This window comes from Haladaptatus sp. R4, from assembly GCF_001625445.1.
Taxonomy (GTDB): Archaea; Halobacteriota; Halobacteria; order Halobacteriales; family Haladaptataceae; genus Haladaptatus.
The window spans coordinates 277,121-292,833 of the sequence record NZ_LWHG01000011.1 but is presented as its reverse complement, the minus strand read 5'-3'; the positions used below and the strand labels follow the sequence as shown (position 1 = coordinate 292,833).

General features: G+C 60.4%; 21 protein-coding genes and 1 pseudogene. 10 read left to right on the top strand and 12 right to left on the bottom strand.

The window, feature by feature from the left end; translation table 11 throughout:
* Positions 1–54: 54 nt before the first annotated feature.
* The 4 genes from A4G99_RS05135 to A4G99_RS05120 all read right to left on the bottom strand — a co-directional run bounded on the left by A4G99_RS05135 (position 55) and on the right by A4G99_RS05120 (position 4,076).
* Complete coding sequence (locus A4G99_RS05135; RefSeq protein ID WP_066140275.1) at positions 55–1,821, bottom strand: nitrite/sulfite reductase; 1,767 nt, start codon at positions 1,819–1,821, stop codon at positions 55–57.
* Positions 1,822–2,075: 254 nt separating this feature from the next.
* The gene (locus A4G99_RS05130) at positions 2,076–2,465 is read right to left on the bottom strand and encodes a hypothetical protein (RefSeq protein WP_066140272.1); all 390 of its coding nucleotides are present in this window, start codon (positions 2,463–2,465) and stop codon (positions 2,076–2,078) included.
* A gap of 130 nt (positions 2,466–2,595) precedes the next feature.
* On the bottom strand, positions 2,596–3,048 hold the full coding sequence (locus A4G99_RS05125) for a twin-arginine translocation signal domain-containing protein (protein ID WP_066140270.1): 453 nt from the start codon (positions 3,046–3,048) through the stop codon (positions 2,596–2,598).
* A gap of 248 nt (positions 3,049–3,296) precedes the next feature.
* Entirely contained in the window at positions 3,297–4,076 is a 780-nt protein-coding gene (locus tag A4G99_RS05120) for a sulfurtransferase (RefSeq protein WP_066140267.1), read from the bottom strand.
* Between the two features lie 242 nt (positions 4,077–4,318).
* On the opposite strand from A4G99_RS05120, the gene A4G99_RS05115 reads away from it, so the two are divergent.
* The 3 genes and pseudogenes from A4G99_RS05115 (at position 4,319) to A4G99_RS05105 (ending at position 6,246) form a co-directional block, all read left to right on the top strand.
* Complete coding sequence (locus A4G99_RS05115; RefSeq protein ID WP_066140264.1) at positions 4,319–5,179, top strand: sulfurtransferase; 861 nt, start codon at positions 4,319–4,321, stop codon at positions 5,177–5,179.
* Positions 5,180–5,354: 175 nt separating this feature from the next.
* Positions 5,355–5,570: a hypothetical protein gene (locus A4G99_RS05110; protein WP_066140261.1), complete on the top strand. Its 216-nt coding sequence runs from the start codon at positions 5,355–5,357 to the stop codon at positions 5,568–5,570.
* A gap of 51 nt (positions 5,571–5,621) precedes the next feature.
* Positions 5,622–6,246, top strand: a pseudogene (locus A4G99_RS05105) (rubrerythrin family protein).
* 18 nt (positions 6,247–6,264) lie between these two features.
* Here the strand turns inward: A4G99_RS05105 and A4G99_RS05100 are convergent.
* Positions 6,265–6,534, bottom strand: coding sequence for a hypothetical protein (locus tag A4G99_RS05100; RefSeq protein WP_066140258.1), 270 nt, complete (start codon positions 6,532–6,534; stop codon positions 6,265–6,267).
* A 156-nt stretch (positions 6,535–6,690) separates the two neighbouring features.
* Between A4G99_RS05100 and A4G99_RS25715 the strand changes: the two genes are divergently transcribed.
* Both A4G99_RS25715 and rpiA read left to right on the top strand, forming a co-directional pair.
* A complete protein-coding gene (locus tag A4G99_RS25715) occupies positions 6,691–6,846 on the top strand; it encodes a hypothetical protein (protein ID WP_190303691.1) in 156 nt (51 codons plus the stop codon).
* A gap of 300 nt (positions 6,847–7,146) precedes the next feature.
* Positions 7,147–7,833, top strand: a complete 687-nt coding sequence (rpiA, locus tag A4G99_RS05095) for a ribose-5-phosphate isomerase RpiA (RefSeq protein ID WP_066140255.1) — start codon at positions 7,147–7,149, stop codon at positions 7,831–7,833.
* A gap of 95 nt (positions 7,834–7,928) precedes the next feature.
* On the opposite strand, the gene A4G99_RS05090 is transcribed toward rpiA, so the two are convergent.
* Positions 7,929–8,096, bottom strand: coding sequence for a DUF1931 family protein (locus A4G99_RS05090; RefSeq protein WP_066140253.1), 168 nt, complete (start codon positions 8,094–8,096; stop codon positions 7,929–7,931).
* A gap of 172 nt (positions 8,097–8,268) precedes the next feature.
* On the opposite strand from A4G99_RS05090, the gene larB reads away from it, so the two are divergent.
* Complete coding sequence (larB, locus tag A4G99_RS05085) at positions 8,269–9,036, top strand: nickel pincer cofactor biosynthesis protein LarB (RefSeq protein WP_066140250.1); 768 nt, start codon at positions 8,269–8,271, stop codon at positions 9,034–9,036.
* A 32-nt stretch (positions 9,037–9,068) separates the two neighbouring features.
* Here the strand turns inward: larB and A4G99_RS05080 are convergent, their stop codons facing one another.
* A complete protein-coding gene (locus A4G99_RS05080; protein ID WP_066140247.1) occupies positions 9,069–9,335 on the bottom strand; it encodes a hypothetical protein in 267 nt (88 codons plus the stop codon).
* Between the two features lie 170 nt (positions 9,336–9,505).
* Here A4G99_RS05080 and A4G99_RS25710 point away from each other — a divergent pair, with 170 nt between their 5' ends.
* A complete protein-coding gene (locus A4G99_RS25710) occupies positions 9,506–9,655 on the top strand; it encodes a hypothetical protein (RefSeq protein WP_190303690.1) in 150 nt (49 codons plus the stop codon).
* 25 nt (positions 9,656–9,680) lie between these two features.
* Here A4G99_RS25710 and A4G99_RS05075 read toward each other — a convergent pair whose 3' ends face one another.
* From A4G99_RS05075 to A4G99_RS05060, 4 genes are all read right to left on the bottom strand, one after another.
* Positions 9,681–11,807 carry a (Fe-S)-binding protein gene (locus A4G99_RS05075; RefSeq protein ID WP_066140244.1) on the bottom strand — a complete coding sequence of 709 codons (2,127 nt, stop codon included), beginning with the start codon at positions 11,805–11,807 and terminating at the stop codon, positions 9,681–9,683.
* An 87-nt stretch (positions 11,808–11,894) separates the two neighbouring features.
* On the bottom strand, positions 11,895–12,602 hold the full coding sequence (locus A4G99_RS05070; protein WP_066140241.1) for an energy-coupling factor transporter transmembrane protein EcfT: 708 nt from the start codon (positions 12,600–12,602) through the stop codon (positions 11,895–11,897).
* Positions 12,599–13,330, bottom strand: coding sequence for an energy-coupling factor ABC transporter ATP-binding protein (locus A4G99_RS05065; RefSeq protein ID WP_066140238.1), 732 nt, complete (start codon positions 13,328–13,330; stop codon positions 12,599–12,601). Before A4G99_RS05065 ends, A4G99_RS05070 begins: the two co-directional genes overlap by 4 nt.
* 18 nt (positions 13,331–13,348) lie before the next feature.
* Positions 13,349–13,933: a biotin transporter BioY gene (locus tag A4G99_RS05060; protein ID WP_066140234.1), complete on the bottom strand. Its 585-nt coding sequence runs from the start codon at positions 13,931–13,933 to the stop codon at positions 13,349–13,351.
* Positions 13,934–14,058: 125 nt separating this feature from the next.
* Between A4G99_RS05060 and A4G99_RS05055 the strand changes: the two genes are divergently transcribed.
* Positions 14,059–14,655, top strand: a complete 597-nt coding sequence (locus A4G99_RS05055; RefSeq protein ID WP_066140231.1) for a conditioned medium-induced protein 4 — start codon at positions 14,059–14,061, stop codon at positions 14,653–14,655.
* Between the two features lie 230 nt (positions 14,656–14,885).
* Here A4G99_RS05055 and A4G99_RS05050 read toward each other — a convergent pair whose 3' ends face one another.
* Positions 14,886–15,104 carry an AbrB/MazE/SpoVT family DNA-binding domain-containing protein gene (locus A4G99_RS05050; RefSeq protein WP_150123039.1) on the bottom strand — a complete coding sequence of 73 codons (219 nt, stop codon included), beginning with the start codon at positions 15,102–15,104 and terminating at the stop codon, positions 14,886–14,888.
* Between the two features lie 179 nt (positions 15,105–15,283).
* Between A4G99_RS05050 and A4G99_RS05045 the strand changes: the two genes are divergently transcribed.
* Both A4G99_RS05045 and A4G99_RS25705 read left to right on the top strand, forming a co-directional pair.
* A complete protein-coding gene (locus tag A4G99_RS05045; protein WP_150123038.1) occupies positions 15,284–15,544 on the top strand; it encodes a hypothetical protein in 261 nt (86 codons plus the stop codon).
* A 1-nt stretch (position 15,545) separates the two neighbouring features.
* Positions 15,546–15,710, top strand: coding sequence for a hypothetical protein (locus tag A4G99_RS25705; RefSeq protein ID WP_190303689.1), 165 nt, complete (start codon positions 15,546–15,548; stop codon positions 15,708–15,710).
* Positions 15,711–15,713 lie beyond the last annotated feature (3 nt).

The following is a 15,713-nucleotide window of genomic DNA, read 5'->3' as shown; positions in this document are numbered from 1 at the left end:
ACCTCGTTGAAATTCGAGTTCGACCGAACGGCGGGTCGAAAGCGGTGACTACGCTCAGTCATTACTGGAGATCGGTGTGCCGTCCGGTGCGGTCGGAGCCGGACTTTCGCCGTTCGAGAACGGGTACCAGGCCTGCTTTGCGTCGTGAAGACAGGGGTCCTCGTAGCTCGTCTCTTCGGGTTCGGCGAGTTCGATGATGGTCTCGTGGCCGGTCGCATCGACCCACTCGCGGAAGGTCTGTTCTTCCTCCCGGAGTGCGACGAACGCTTCGACGAGGTTCGCGATGAGTCCGGGCACCTCGTCGGCCGGGACACGCTGGTGGACCCACTCGATGAACGACGGTTCGTCGCCGATTCCGCCGCCGACGCCGACATCCATCGCCTCGACCATTTCTCCGTCCTTTCGAGCGCGCATCCCCTGCAAGCCGATATCCGCTGTCATGGCTTGCCCGCAATCCGCGGTACAGCCCGAAAAGTGGATCTTCAGCTGTGAAACGTCGTCGGGAAGCTCGACGTTCGTCCGGAGCCATCGAAGCATCTCGGCCGTCCGTGCCTTCGTCTCGGTGAGCGCGAGCGAGCAGAACTCCGTTCCTGTACACGCCATCGCCCCGCGAGTGAACGGCGTGGGTTCGGGCGTATGCGTTTGCAGCAGGGGTTCGGCGAGCAGGTCGTCGAGTCGTGCGCCGTCTACGTCCACGATGATCGGGTTCTGTCGTCGAGTGAGTCTGATTTCGCCGCTCCCGTACTCGTCGGCGAGGTCGGCGAGGTCGAGGGCCTCGTCGGCGGTGACGCGTCCGACCGGGACGTTGAGGCCGACGTAGTAGTCACCGTCGGCTTGTTCGTGGACGCCGACGTGATCGTGTTTTCCTCGTTTGTCCTGCTTTCCGGCGTTGTACGTGTACTGGTCACGTAGGTCCGTTCCAGCGTGGTGGAGCGGAAAGTCGACCCGCTCGGTGAGTTCCTCGCGGATGTCGTCGGTTCCCCAGTCGTCGACGAAGAAGCGGCCACGATTTTTGCGTCGGTTCTGTCGGTTGCCCTCCTCGTGATACAGTTCGACGAACGCACGGATGATTTCGTAGGCGTTATCCGGCGTGACGAAGACGTCGAGCGACCGTGCACGGCGGGGTTCGCGTCCACCGAGACCGCCGCCAGCGCGCATGTTGAATCCCTTCACTCGCGTCCCGTCGATGAGCTTTCGTGCGGGTTCCAAAGCGACATCGTTGATGGAATCCTGTGCACAACCCTCCCGACAACCCGTCACGGAGATGTTGAACTTCCGCGGCATGTTACATAGCACGTCATCGTCGCGCAACTGTGACTGGATTCGGTCGAGCAACTCCCGGGTCTCGACGTACTCGTGTTCGTCTTTACCCGCGACGGGACATCCGGAGATGTTTCGCATCGTATCCCCACCGGAGGAGCGAGACGAGACGCCGACGGCTTCTAGCTTATTCCAGATTTCGGGGATGTGCTCCAACTTTATCCAGTGGAGCTGAATCGATTGGCGCGTCGTGAAATCCACGAACCCGTTCCCGAACTCGGGGTTCTCGGCTGGACCGGTCGCATACTCACGTGCGACTTCCCCGATGGCGCGCAGTTGCCCTGGTTCGAGGATGCCGCCGCAGTTGGTCAGACGCATCATGAAGTAGCTTTCTTGCCCGGTTCGCTGGTGAAACAGGCCCCAGAATTTGAACCGCGAGAACCACGCATCACGCTCGTCTTCCGGAATCGACTGCCAACCGTTCTTGGCGAATTCGAGAATTTTGTCCCTTACCGCGTCGCCGTACAACTCACCTTTCCATTCTTCCTTTTTATGAACCATATTCGTCGATCACCCTGAAATCGTCTACCTGTACATCGGAGTATCGCACGACATTCGATTTCATCTGCTAATTTCGGACAAACGCCCACATAATAAGGATAATGGACATACACATAGCAAAAATCAATATTCCTGAATGCAGAGCAGACGTCTGCAAGGAGTATTATGTATTCTAGCGCTTTGATAGAGATAATTTGGACGAACAGGTAAGAAGGAATGATCGTCCGCACGGACGGACGCGAATGAAACGGTCCTCAATCGACCCCCACGGACACTTCGAGCAGATCCAAGTTGCTGCTGAAGTAGGTCGCATCGTCGCCGAATCGGTATCGATCGCTCGTCGGCAGATAGCGTCGGGAAAACAGAAAGACGAAGATGGGTGTCCGATGGAAATCGTAGGTGATGACGTAGCCGTTGTACTCGTCGGGTTGTGAGATCACCTGAGCCCCGTCCGGTGGTTCATCGAGGATCGTCACCGTGATGAGTGCCGGAAGCTGAGCGACGATTCGAAACGGGACGTGCGGGAAAAAGTCCCGGGTGAACACCAATACGTCTCCCAGCGGTTTGGTTCGTCGTGAAGGTCGAACCGAATCGTCAACTCGGGCGTTCCACCGCGGCATCTCCGCTTCGTGTTCGTTGTCCATGTATTCGTCCAGTGTACTGAAATCCGCCCGTGATGTCGGTACCGCTACGGCTCTTCCCGTGAATTACGTCACCGAAAAATGGGTACTGAACCGCTTTGTTACCCCCCGATACGACTCGAATCGGTTCGTCTCACCGCAGGTTGGTGCTAAGCAGGTTGAGCGTGCTGCTGAAGACGGACGCGTCACCACTGAACTGTCGGGTGTCGCCTTGGCTCAGCGAGACACCTTCTGCGAACATGAACGTGGTGATCTGTCCTTGGCCGCCGCCACCGCTGCCAAGCAGGTAGCGGATGACGTAGCCGTTGTAGTTGTCCGGCTGGCTGATCTCGGAGACGTTGCCGCCACCCGGTTTTTCGAGCAGTCGAACGGTCGTCGATTTCTCCAGCGCGTTGACGACGCGGAACTGCACGTTCGGGTGGTAGTCGTAGGTGTACACCAACACGTTTCGGCCCTGTGCCGAGGCGCTCCCGGCACTGCCTAACCCCAACGCGAGCGCGCCTGTCGCGAGCGCGCCTTTCTTCATGAACGAGCGACGTTCTTCCGATTCGACGTTTTCTGCGTCTTGTTGTTCTCTCTCAGTCATCCCTTTTCCCCCCTCCCGGGGTGACAGGCTATAGGCCGGAGCCGAAGATAAATGGGAGCGACCGTTTCGGGTGCCAATGGAAAACTATCCCGGTTAGGTTCTCACGAGCAAGCACCCCTCACTATACGGGCGTCACCGATACCGAGCCGTATTGGGCGTTACAACGACGGCAACGGGCGTTACTGGGATGGAAACTGACACGCATTTCGCTCTTCGTCAGCCATCAGATATAGGATAAATAGAAAGAATCAGTCCCGTTCGAGTTCCCCATCGGCCTCCATCCACTCGGTGAGACTGCCCTCGTAAAAGCCGAGGTCGTCGTAGCCGAGCGAGGAGAGGACGACGTAGGTGTGGCTGATTCGACGGGCGGTGTTGCAGTAGAGGATCACCCGCTTGTCGGGGGTGACGCCGTTGGATTCGAGAATCGAACGGAGTTCGTCCGGTGATTTCAGGCCGCGGGATTCGTCGTCAACGAGGTCGAGCCAATCGACGTTGATGGCGCTCGGGAGATGGCCCTCGGCGAACTCGTCCGGGTCGCGTGTATCGACGAGAACGGCATCCGGGTCGTCGATTGCGGCTTCGACCTCCTCACGAGCGACGAGCGGAGAGGATTCCGGTTCCCGTACGTCGTAGGAAACGGGAGTAGGGGAGGGAACGTTGTTCGTCGTTTCGTGGTCGCGTTGCCACGCGCTAAAATCGCCGTCGAGGAGGTGGAGCGCTTCGTGGCCGTACAGTTCGGCGGTGACGAGGAACCGCGCCGCGAACACGCCGTGCATGTCGTCGTACGCGACGACGGTATCGTCCTCGCTGATACCGACGTTGCCGAGGAGTTCGGACCACGTCTCGACACCGGGGAGCATCCCCGCATCGTCCGCATCGGCCGAGCGGAATTCGTCGAACGGGATGTTCACCGCACCGGGCAGGTGACCGATTCCCTCGTATTCCCACGCGTCGCGGACGTCCACGATGTGGATATCGTCCAGTCGCTCGGCGAGCCAATCGGCGGAGACGACGACGTTCTCGTTCATTATCCCTCGATACCGACGCCAGCGTCTTAGCCCTCCGGGTTCCGTCGAAACCGGCATTCGACTGGAGGTGCCGGAATATTTTGCCGGTTGTCAGGTGTCGTTCATGCGCGATGAGCCACGGATAGCGGCAAAACGGGGATTCCCCCGCGAGATACCGGGGATTCTTGCCGGGAAGCTCGACAGAAGGCGGAACCTTCCGGCAGTAACAAGAATATAACCCGAGCGTAGAAAGGGGAACGTGCATGAGCAACAGTGACTACGCCAAGGACGTACTCGTCAGCGCGGACTGGGTGGAAGACCACCTCGACGAGTTCCAGAGCGACGATACCGATTACCGACTCGTAGAGGTCGACGTTGACACGGAAGCCTACGACGACGCCCACGCGCCGGGCGCAGTCGGCTTCAACTGGGAGACACAGCTCCAGGACCAGACCACGCGTGACATCCTCGAAAAGGACGATTTCGAGGACCTCCTCGGCAGTCACGGCATCGACGACGACACCACCGTCGTCCTCTACGGGGACAACTCCAACTGGTTCGCGGCCTACACCTACTGGCAGTTCAAGTACTACGGCCACGAGAACGTGAAACTCCTCGACGGCGGACGCGACTACTGGCTCGAAAACGACTACCCGACGACGGACGAGGTCCCGTCGTTCCCGGAAGTCGAGTACGACGCCCGTGGCCCGTTCGAAGGCATCCGCGCCTACCGCGACGACGTGGAGAAGGCCATCGACCGCGGCGTTCCGCTCGTGGACGTTCGCTCGCCCGAGGAGTACAGCGGCGAAATCCTCGCGCCTCCAGGACTGCAGGAGACGGCCCAGCGCGGCGGCCACGTCCCCGGCGCATCGAACATCTCGTGGGCGGCCACCGTGAACGACGACGGGACGTTCAAATCCGCCGACGAACTCAGTGACCTATACGAGAGCGAAGGCGTCACGAACGACCAAGAGGTCGTCGCCTACTGCCGTATCGGCGAGCGCTCGTCCATCGCGTGGTTCGCACTCTCGGAACTGCTCGGCTACGACAACGTCGTCAACTACGACGGGTCGTGGACGGAGTGGGGCAACCTCGTGGATGCGCCCATCGAGACCGGCAACTGAGTCAGCGACCAACGACGCACGTTTTCTTCGGACGACCCACGCCCGACAGTCACGTCTCAGGCGGTCGATAACTCCCCATCGCTCCCGAGCGCTATTGAGAGCAACTAGCAGGGGTTATTGAGAACGGGCCGAATCTCAATAGTACGGCGTCGCCGGGACGCCCCCCGAGGACAAAATGACAGGACATTTCCATACTGTCGATACACGGTCCGAATCGAAACGGAACGCCGCCGACGAACGGTCGTTCGAACTCGCATCCGTCGTTGTGGAGTACGACGGACAACCGGACAGATGTACGATTTATCCGAAAGAGGCGACCCGCCTCGAACGGATGGCGAGTTGGATAACCGCCGACGCGGACGTGTTCGTCTCGTTGGACGATATGGACTAACCGGTTTCCGGGGTCGGTGATTACAAGCCGCGCGCCTTCGTACCGTGGCGTATGAATTCCGAGGAATTCCTCGACGCCGTGCGAAAGGAAAACGAAACCGCCCTCTCCCGCCTGGGATCGTCGAAGTCGCTCTACGCCGCGACCGGCGGGGAGATTCGCTGACGAAGTGTTCGACGCCGCCGCCGACGCCGAGTACGCCGCCGCTCAAACGTTCGACGGATGGGCCGACGACGAGGGAGACGAGGACGCGAGCGAACTGTTCGCTGGCATCGCGGAGGTCGAGAACGGCCACTACGAGCGCGTTTCCGGAAAGGTAGACGACCACGAACCGGACGAGACGCCCGCGTTGCACGAGTACCTCCGTGGATTGGACGGCACTACCGAGCGCCTCGGCGGATTCGTCGGGCGCACGCTGGCGAGCGAGAAATCGAAAAAACAGCTGACCGGCTTCTTTACCGGAAAGGCCGACCCGAAGACGGCCCAGTTGTTCCGCGATTTGAACGGTGACCTCGACGAGCAGTTGGACGACACGCTCGCGCTGTTAGACGAACACTGTGATTCGGACGAGGAGTGGGAAACAGCGAAAGAGGCTGCAAAAGGTGCGATTACCGCGGCCTACGACGAGTACACCGAGTCGCTGGAGTCGATGGGCGTGAATCCGAAGCCGGTCTGCTGAGTGGGAAAATAGATCTTTTCAAACGCCGCTGACGGTCCCGCGATATGCTTCGACGTGGTCGTACGCGCTCTGGATACGCTCGGCTATGTCCCCGTCCGCGTCCTCCTTGAGTTCCGAGAGGGCGTGCATGATTCGGGCGAGTCGGCCGTGGTCCGGACCCTTGTCGGCCTGAGCGAGCGACTGAAGCGTGTCGGCCTGTGATTCGAGGCGTTCTTTGACCTCGCCGGAGGCGTCGGCACTGGCGTGTTTCAGTTCCTCTGCTGCGTGTACCAGTTCTTCGCGTGGCATGCGGGAGCGTACGCGAGCGGGAACAATAGTGCTATGGGGGACGGCGATAGCTGACGGAATCTATGACGCGACGAGTCGGGCGGAGAGACGATGGAAACAGGGGGACAGTACACGAGTGGGCGACGAGTTTTAGCGTTTCAACGGCGTTCTCGTTTCATGGCGCGAAAGCGACATCACCGCTGTAACCTCTGCGGGCGTGACTTCGAGCAGGGAGAGACGCTACGTGAACACGTGGAGCGCCGACATCCCAAAGCGGACTTCCACTGGTGGGTCGTCGTCGAGGAACCCGGCGTTCTACCGTTCGAAGACTGACGCAAGCAGGGTATGAACGACGCGGAGCAATGAGTCACGGGAACGCGGTCGGGCGACGTTTCGATCCGAGTGACGACAGATGTCGGTACAACCGGGCGCGTTCCCGTTCGAAGAGCGACTCGGGCGCAACACAAGAGGAACCGAGTTCCCTCCTTCCGAATGTGGGGAACCACATCCGGATAGTCGTACGTGAGATACGAACCTGTAGCTGACCCTTCGAAAATCCAGTTTATTTATCGGGGGAAACGTCTCCCCTTCGGGCTAGCAACCTTTTTCCGCCGTGCACCGATTTCCACGAATATGAAAACGACGGGTGGAAGCGACGAAGCAAAGCGGAACGCGGGCGAGAGCGCGGCGGAAGCAGTCGAGGATGGAATGGTAGTCGGACTGGGGACGGGCAGTACGGCCGCCCACGCGATTCGGGCACTCGGACGGATGGTGGATGCCGGACTCGACATACGAGGAATCCCGACGTCGTTCCAATCGCGGCAACTCGCACAGGAGGAAGGGATTCCACTCACCGATCTCGATTCGGTCGAAACCGTCGACGTCGCCATCGACGGTGCCGACCAGTTCGCCGGGGACGACCTGATCAAGGGCGGCGGCGGAGCACACGCTCGGGAGAAAATCGTGGACGGTACGGCGGAGCGATTCCTCGTCGTCGCGGATCCGAGCAAGGCTGGCGAGCGATTAACCCATCCCGTCCCGCTCGAAGTGCTCCCCGCCGCGCGGACGACCGTCGGCGACGAGGTTCGCCGCCTGGGTGGCGAGCCGAGTCTGCGCGAAGCGGCGCACAAGGACGGACCGGTCGTGACGGACAACGGGAACCTCGTCCTCGACTGCGAGTTCGGAGCCATCGACTCACCGGCCGAACTCGCGTGTGAACTCTCGGCGATTCCGGGCGTGGTCGAACACGGACTGTTCGTCGGGATGGCCGACGAGATACACGTCGGAACGGACGATGGCGTCGAAGTACGGCGATCCTAGCGTCGAAGTTCGTCGATTGCAGCATCGAAGTCGCCATTTCGAGGAACGCCGTCGCTGGTCGGCGGTCAAAAAATGAATGAAAGGATGTTTCCGATTTACAGGTCGCGGGGCTGGACCGTCTTTCGGTCGTTCTCCTCAGCACGTCGTGCGGCGTCCTCGAGAAGTCCTGCGACTTCCTCGTCGAGTGCGTCGTAGAAGTCCGAGGCAACGTTTTTGTCGTCGAGCGCTTCCTTCACAGCCGCTTTGACAATAAGGTCTGCCATACAGGATTCACGTTCCGTAGCCCAGTTAATAAAGCTTCCCAAATTATGCGGTGAACAGCCACGAGTCGAAGAATGTGACCTACTCTGTCGAGATAGCCAAAAGCTTTAAGTGAAGTAGTATCGAGTAGCCGGAGACGATAGAACGGAGTAGGAGGGCCACAAAGGCCCGAATATGCGCGAACTACTCGAATCGGTCGCGGACGGAGAAGTCAGCGTCGCCGAAGCGGAAGCGAAGTTGACCGGATACGCGACGAACGGTGCCGGGAGGTTCGATGCCGCCCGCGAGACGCGTCGTGGCGTACCGGAGGCGGTTCTCTGCGATGGAAAGACGCCGAACGAAGTGGCCGAACTCGCCGCGACGGCCGTCGAAACGGCGGGCAGAGCACTCGTCACGCGAGCGGACGAGGAGCACGTCGATGCCGTCCGCCGCCGCCTCGACGCCAACCATCCCGAAGCTATCGTAACGATTCACGAGCGGGCGAACCTGCTCGTCGCGCACGGGCCGGAGTTCGAGTTGCCGAACATCGACGCGACGGTCGGCATTGTCAGTGCCGGTACGAGCGACGCGATTCCCGCCGGGGAAGCGGCCGTCATCGCGGCGGAGATGGGTGCGACCGTCGAGGAACTGCACGACGTCGGCGTGGCGTCCATCGCCCGGATGCTGGACGAGGTGGACACCCTCCGCGCGGTGGACGCGCTCGTCGTCGCCGCTGGCCGCGAGGGTGCCCTCCCAACGGTCGTCGCCGGACTCGTAAACACGCCCGTCATCGGACTCCCCGTTTCGAACGGCTACGGCCACGCTAGCGGCGGCGAGGCGGCGCTCTCGGGGATGTTGCAGTCCTGTACCGTCCTCTCCACCGTAAACATCGATGCTGGCTTCGTAGCGGGCGCACAGGCCGGTCTCATCGCCCGTGCGGTCGGAGGAGCGCGGGAGGAGTAGGAAAAAAGGGAGTGAGTTCGAAGAGGAAGGAATCAGGCGGACTGCGTTCGGTCGTTCCACCACTGGCGATGAACGGTAACGGCGGTGAGAGCGAGGATAGCCACCAGTAGAACCCTGAGTCCGATGGTAGCGAAACGAAGTTCGAAGAACTGCGTCACAGCGAGGTATGCCCAGAAAAGCGTGTAACCGGACCACGTGACGAGGACGATTCGGGGTTTTTCTTGGCGGTACTGGATGTAGAGTGCGACAAGTTGCGTGATGAAACTAAACGCTGCGAGGTCGAAGAGGAGGGAGTTCATCGTCCGTTCGGTGGGCCTCGTTCCGCATAATTATTATGATTCCAACCATTTTCGGAGGGAAGATGAGTAACCTGGTTACGGTCGGAGTGCGGAACGTTCGAAAGCGATTTTCTTCACCCCAGTATTATCATGACATAGACATAAACGGGATTCGAACAGTTGTTTGTGCGTTGATCGGTCTCTCTGCGGGTGCGGTACTCGAACCGCTGTTCGTCTCGAATCCGACGGGACTGCTCGCGGCAGCGACAGCACTCGCCGTCGCGCTGCTGGTCGGTGGGGGTCTCCATCGCTCGAACTGGCGGCGTCGCTCGCCCGAGTAAAAACCAGAAACCAAAATCGACGAGTTCAGGCCGAGACCTGAATCTTCTCTTCAGCGCCGAGCGCTTCCACGACGAGTTCGGCCACGTCGATGATTTCGATGTCGTCCTCGTAGCCGCCCGTTTTTCTCCCGTCCTCGTACATCGTCATGCACATCGGGCAGGCGACGACGAACTTCTCGACACCCGCTCCGGCGTCGGTGTCTTCGAGCGCTTCGCGGATGCGCTCCTCGCTCGGTTTGGAGGTCTCCTCCAAATCCATCCAGAGTCCGCCACCGCCGCCGCCGCAGCAGAACGAGTTGGAGCGGTTGCGCGGCATCTCGTCCAGCGTACAACCGGTGCCTTTGACGATTTCGCGCGGTGCCTCGTACTCGTCGTTGTAGCGTCCGAGGTGACACGGGTCGTGGTAGGTGACCGTGTAGTCGAGTTCGTTTCCGGCGAGTCCCAGTCGGTCCGAGCGGAACAGTTCCTCGACGACCTGCGTGTAGTGGTAGACCGGCGCGTCGAAGTCGTCAGCCATCTCCGGATACTCGTTTTTGAACGTGTTGTAGCTGTGCGGATCGGTACAGACGATTTTGTCGAACTCGCACTCCTCGAACGCGGCGACGTTGTCCTCGACCAGCATTTCATACAGGCCCTCCTCGCCGACGCGACGCACGTCGTTGCCATCGTTCTGTTCGTCCTCGTAGAGGATACCGTAGGAGATGCCGGTCTCGTGGAAGATGGTGGCGAGCGAGCGGGCGACGCGGCGGTTGCGCTCGTCGTAGGACGGGTAGTCGCCGACGTACCAGAGGAACTCCACGTCCTCGTCGCGGGCGTCGGGAATCTCGAAGTCGAGTTCCTCGGTCCACTCGGGACGGCGGCGCTCGGGGTCGCCGAACGCGTTGCCGTTCTGGAAGACGTTCATCATCGCGTCCTGCACGTTGGCGTCCATCTGACCGGACTCGGTCAGGCGACGGTTCATCTCCGTGAAAGAGTTGAGATGTTCGATTTCGACCGGGCAGGCGTCCATGCAAGCCATGCAGGCCATACAGGACTCCATCGTGCTGCTGTCGATGACGCTCGTACCCCCGTCGGCGATGATGGGCTTTTCGTCGGTCAGACCGGCGTCGAGGTTCTCACGGTACTGCTTCAAATCGAGAATCACGTCGCGCGGATCGAGCGGGCGGCCGGATGCCTTGGCGGGACAGACCGACGAACAGCGGCCACACTTCGTACAGGCGTCCTGGTCGAGGATCTGTTTCCACGAGAAGTCGTCGATGGAACTCGCACCGATTTCGTCCGGGCTGGCGTCGGAGGGAACGCCCGGGAGTCGCTTGCCCGCCTTCTCGTCGCGCGTGACGACGTTGGCGAACGACGACAGCATGTGGAACGGTTTGGCGTAGGGAATCGCGGCGATGAACACGAGCGCGATGAGCGCGTGGGACCACCACGCGACCGGATACCACGTCGTGGCCGCCTGCGGGGTGACACCCGCCGCCGAGAGCACGTCCTTGACGAACCAACCGACGAAACTCACCGTCTCGAAGTCCACGTTTCTGGTGGCACTGGTTCCGAGGATACGGACGCCTTCGGTCAGGTAGCCGCCGACGCCGAGCAGGAACAGCGTCCAGATGAACAGGTCGTCCTCTCGCCCCGTGTGTTTGCCCCAGAGGCGTTCCTTGTGGACCCAGTAGCGCCGGTAGAGCGCCATCGAGATACCGACGACGAACAGCAGCCCCATGGCGTCCATTACGAGCGAGTAGGCCAGATAGAAGCTACCGACGAAGAAGGATTTCTCGCCGCCGAGGAAGTAGTGGGTGAATTTTCGGTAGCCGTCCATGTCGATGGCGAGGATAGTCGTCCCGATGAACAGGGTCAGAAAGCCCCACAGGATGAACGAGTGCATCAGTCCGCCGTACAGGTCGCGGTTGAACTGCTTCTCGTTCGTGATGACGGTTTTCGCCGCACGGGTCACCCGTCCCGGGAGGTCGTCCAACCGGTCGAACCAGTCCTCTTCGCCGTCCGTGTACCGCGCGAAACGGTTGTAGACGCCGTAGAGGAAGTAGACGACGGTCACGATAGCGAGGAAGTAAAACACCGCCTCGCCCATGGGACCGATTCGCCAGAACGTTGGGCGCGTCGGACCTGCCTCCGAAAGCGCGAAGATTTCCATGTTTTATCAGGAGGAGACTACTTGCTTAAATCTTGCCACCCAACCGTCTCCACGCCGTCATGCGAGAATGGAAAACGTGTTGTGAGTTTATACGAACGTCCACGCGAGAAGCGATATTGTCATCAGGAAGACCGGTAGGTCGCGCCGCGAAATCGCCAGACGGGGAAGCGTCGGGTTCCACGCGAAACAGCGAGCGCGGAGCGCGAGCGAAAACGTGTCGGCACGGTCGAACGCCCGCGCCAGTCCCGCCGACCCGACGAGTTCCATCCGCTCGACGAGCGAGCGTTCGGTGCCGAGGCGAGCGGCCATCGCATCCCGAATGGCGCGCAGGTCGGACTGCAGAACGGGGAGAAACCGGAAGACGAAAGCGACTCCCATTCCCAAAAACTGGCCGACGCGACCGGGGAGTAACCACTGGACCGCCGCGCGCGATTCCCGGACGGGCGTGGTTCGGACGAAGGCCGCGCTCACACAGAGGACGAGCACGACGCGATAACTCGCCAATGCGGGCGCGACGGCGTCCGCCGGAACGACCCACGGCGGGCCGAGCGTGAGCGCCGCGAACGCTGGCCCGCCGAGGAGGAACGGAAACACGTACCGAAACTCGCGGAGGACCCACAGCGGCGACGTGGAACTTCCGAGGAGAACGACTGCGACGACGCCTGTCAGGATTGCAAGTCCGAGCGGCGTCGTGTGCGCGAGCGCCGCGAGGGCGAATATCGTCTGGAACAGGAGTTTCACGCGGGCATCGACTCCCTCGGCGAACGCTCCGTTCGAGCGGAATGCCAGCGTCATGGTGTTTCCGCGTGTGGTGTGTCTGCAGCGTGTGGCGTGTTGATCCCGAGACGGGAGAGGTCGTCCGCGATTTTTTCGGGCGGGCCATCGACCGCGATTTCTCCGTCCCGAAGCGCGATTGCCCGGTCGGCGAGCGACCAGACGTCACGCAGGTCGTGGGTGACGACGATGATTCCGGTGCCGCGTTCCGAGAGGGTAGCGAGGTGGGAGACGACCGACTCGCGTGCGGGACCGTCCAGTCCCGTGAACGGTTCGTCCAGCACGAGGTGGTCGGGTTCCATCGCCAGCGCGCCAGCGATGGCGACGCGCTGGCACTCCCCGCCGGAGAGCGTGTCGATACGCGCGTCCCGGCGGTCGGCCATCCCGACCGCGGACAGGGACTCATCGACTCGGCGGTCGATTTCCTCGTGGGAGCAACCCAAATTCTCCGGACCGAACGCCACGTCCGCGCCGACGGTCGCGGAGACGAAGGTGTCCCGCGGATGCTGGAACACCATGCCGACGCGGGTTCGGGCGGCCACGAGGTCGTCCTCGACCGGCGTGTCGTCCACCAGTACGTCCCCGTCGTCGGACGTGAGGAGGCCGTTGAAATGCCGGACGAGCGTCGTCTTGCCGCTCCCGTTCGGGCCGGATATCACGACGAACTCCCCGTCGGGAATCGTGAGCGAGATACCGTCGAGTGCCGTCGCATCCCCGAACCGATGGACGAGATTTTGCGTGGTTATCATTGCGCCGTTGTTCGAGTTTCATTCGGCCGTGACGCGGTCGCTCCGGACGATGCCGACCGCGGCGGCGATTTTGAACGCTTCGAAGGGGATGAACGCGACCGCCGAAAGCATGAACGCATCGGCGAGTCCGTAGTTGCCGTAGTAGGAGAACCCGATGGTCCCGAAAGCGTAGATGATGGCAGTTCCGACGACCATCCCGCCGACAAGGCGAACGATGCTCGCGGACTTGGGGTCGCGGAGCGTCAACCCGTTATGAACGATTGCGCCGATGGCGAAGGCAGCGAAAGGGTACGAGATGAGGTAGCCACCGGTCAAACCCTGGAGTTCGGCCAATCCGGCGGAGCCATTGGCGAAGACGGGCGCACCGACGACACCCGCGACGAGGTAAAGGACGAGCGATGCGGACCCCCAAAGTGGGCCGAGAAAGATTCCGGCGAGGAAAACGCCGAGCACTTGCAGGGTGATGGGAATGTTTGGTGCCAGTGGGTTCGGAAACGAAACGTACGCGAACGCACCGATGATAGCGGCGAACATCGCGGTACGGGCGATGTTCCCGACGGTCTGTTCGCCGACGAGTTCGACGGACTCGGTTTCGGTTGACATGGAAGACCATCTCCCGTCAACCAGTATTAGAACTTCGGTTGACGAGCGCTTGTTTCAGACGGCAGGGAGAAATATCACACACTGCCCAACAGGTTTTTATACGATCCAAGCATCAGCTACGCGCTATGGATAAGAAGACCGAGGAACTCCGTGACATGTTCCTGAATATGACGGACGAGGCGACAGTCACGGAGCGGCAGGAAGAGACGCACGGCTCACTCAGCACGGAGGAGAAAATCCAAGAGCAGCTGCTCGCCGTCGTGACGGAAATGAGGGACCGATACGAGTTCGACACGACGCTCGACGACGAGCAGTTGACGGCGGTCGTTCGGCGATTCTACGCGGGTGAAGACGACGACGAAATCGCCGCCGAGCTCGGCGAGCGAGAAGAGTCGGTGGCCCGTTCCCGAATCGATCTCCATCTGTTCACGCTCTCGGATACCGAGGCTCCGTTCGAGATCGAGCGCCTCCGAATGCTCGTCAACGACGGCGTTTCGACGGCTGATTGCGCGGCGGAACTCGACGTCAGCGAGGCAACCGTGCGACACTATCAACGCGTCCTCGAAGCCAAAGACGAGGCAAGAGCGATGAACCAACAGTATACAAACGAGTTCGAGAACATCCTACAGGATCGAGAGATATCGGATAGAATGACAGGAGACATCCAGCAGGACGGTTTGGACGACGCGACCGACGGCATGGAAACGAACGTTTCGTTTTAACTCGATTGCAGTGGTTGTTCGGTACGCTTCACGAACCGAGAGTTACCACTGTGTGAGCTGTTCCGTGGAGTTGTGCCAGTACAAAAACGTCGCGCCGACGAGCGAGAGCACGATCCAGCACGCCAACATCATATGAATTAGATTCATTGCATTGAATGGCGACGCCCGACTATTAACAGTTGCCATTTCGCGTTCCAGTTCAACGGTCGATTACCACCCCGACAAAATCGCTACTCCTGTTCTGGAAGCTTCGTCAGTGTAATCGAGTCGGAAGCCGCGTGTATGACGACGTCGTCGTCCACGCTCATATTGACGAGTTCCATTACGTCCGGCGGAATCGTGACGACTATCGAACCGCCCGATTTTCGGAGGGTTCGTATACCGAGTGGATGTGCTTGCTCTTCCTGTTCGTCGTCGTCCAGAAATCGGAGATGCGGAATATTCACCATCGATTCACCACCTTCTCCTGTAGACGCTTGGTCAGCAAAAGTACGACGTTCGTTTACGAAATCGTACTGTGTCAGATGGAAGTAATGGGGGACAGAGCGAGTCGGAAAGGAATCCAATTTCTTAAACGGACGACGGCGCTAAATGCGAAACTCCCCTCCGTCTACCCGGGGGAAATAGTATGGCAACAACAGACCGAGTAGTTGAGAGAGAAACAACGTATACGCCACGAACGTACAAAGCAGGTGGCTTCCTGCTGATGTTAGCGGGGGTTATCGGCGCAATCGTTGGACTTGGACTCCTCATCACGAGTGCGGGTATTTCGCTCCTCGGGTTGAGTGGGCTTGGTGCTGCGACTGCCGGTGGGGTCGTCCTCGTGTTCTCGGTCATCGAGTTCGCGGGTGGCGCGTCGGCCCTATCGCGGTCACAACTGGTACGGTAGCATGACCGCAGGCGTGCTGGGGTTGGTGACGTTCTTCACGTTGCCGCTCGACCTCATGGGGACGTTCCTCATCGCGCTCGGTGAAGGCCAGTTCGACCACGCACAGGAAGAGCAGTTGCGGGAAGAGCATGTGCGAGAAGAGGAAGAAGTAACGCCGGTCGAATAAATC

Bases quoted from the DNA above. Each gene is read 5' to 3' on its own strand.
- A4G99_RS05135 (WP_066140275.1), bottom strand. From the start codon at position 1,821: ATGGTTCATAAAAAGGAAGAATGGAAAGGTGAGTTGTACGGCGACGCG.
- A4G99_RS05130 (WP_066140272.1), bottom strand. From the start codon at position 2,465: ATGGACAACGAACACGAAGCGGAGATGCCGCGGTGGAACGCCCGAGTT.
- A4G99_RS05125 (WP_066140270.1), bottom strand. From the start codon at position 3,048: ATGACTGAGAGAGAACAACAAGACGCAGAAAACGTCGAATCGGAAGAA.
- A4G99_RS05120 (WP_066140267.1), bottom strand. From the start codon at position 4,076: ATGAACGAGAACGTCGTCGTCTCCGCCGATTGGCTCGCCGAGCGACTG.
- A4G99_RS05115 (WP_066140264.1), top strand. From the start codon at position 4,319: ATGAGCAACAGTGACTACGCCAAGGACGTACTCGTCAGCGCGGACTGG.
- A4G99_RS05110 (WP_066140261.1), top strand. From the start codon at position 5,355: ATGACAGGACATTTCCATACTGTCGATACACGGTCCGAATCGAAACGG.
- A4G99_RS05100 (WP_066140258.1), bottom strand. From the start codon at position 6,534: ATGCCACGCGAAGAACTGGTACACGCAGCAGAGGAACTGAAACACGCC.
- A4G99_RS25715 (WP_190303691.1), top strand. From the start codon at position 6,691: ATGGCGCGAAAGCGACATCACCGCTGTAACCTCTGCGGGCGTGACTTC.
- rpiA (WP_066140255.1), top strand. From the start codon at position 7,147: ATGAAAACGACGGGTGGAAGCGACGAAGCAAAGCGGAACGCGGGCGAG.
- A4G99_RS05090 (WP_066140253.1), bottom strand. From the start codon at position 8,096: ATGGCAGACCTTATTGTCAAAGCGGCTGTGAAGGAAGCGCTCGACGAC.
- larB (WP_066140250.1), top strand. From the start codon at position 8,269: ATGCGCGAACTACTCGAATCGGTCGCGGACGGAGAAGTCAGCGTCGCC.
- A4G99_RS05080 (WP_066140247.1), bottom strand. From the start codon at position 9,335: ATGAACTCCCTCCTCTTCGACCTCGCAGCGTTTAGTTTCATCACGCAA.
- A4G99_RS05075 (WP_066140244.1), bottom strand. From the start codon at position 11,807: ATGGAAATCTTCGCGCTTTCGGAGGCAGGTCCGACGCGCCCAACGTTC.
- A4G99_RS05070 (WP_066140241.1), bottom strand. From the start codon at position 12,602: ATGACGCTGGCATTCCGCTCGAACGGAGCGTTCGCCGAGGGAGTCGAT.
- A4G99_RS05065 (WP_066140238.1), bottom strand. From the start codon at position 13,330: ATGATAACCACGCAAAATCTCGTCCATCGGTTCGGGGATGCGACGGCA.
- A4G99_RS05060 (WP_066140234.1), bottom strand. From the start codon at position 13,933: ATGTCAACCGAAACCGAGTCCGTCGAACTCGTCGGCGAACAGACCGTC.
- A4G99_RS05055 (WP_066140231.1), top strand. From the start codon at position 14,059: ATGGATAAGAAGACCGAGGAACTCCGTGACATGTTCCTGAATATGACG.
- A4G99_RS05050 (WP_150123039.1), bottom strand. From the start codon at position 15,104: ATGGTGAATATTCCGCATCTCCGATTTCTGGACGACGACGAACAGGAA.
- A4G99_RS05045 (WP_150123038.1), top strand. From the start codon at position 15,284: ATGGCAACAACAGACCGAGTAGTTGAGAGAGAAACAACGTATACGCCA.
- A4G99_RS25705 (WP_190303689.1), top strand. From the start codon at position 15,546: ATGACCGCAGGCGTGCTGGGGTTGGTGACGTTCTTCACGTTGCCGCTC.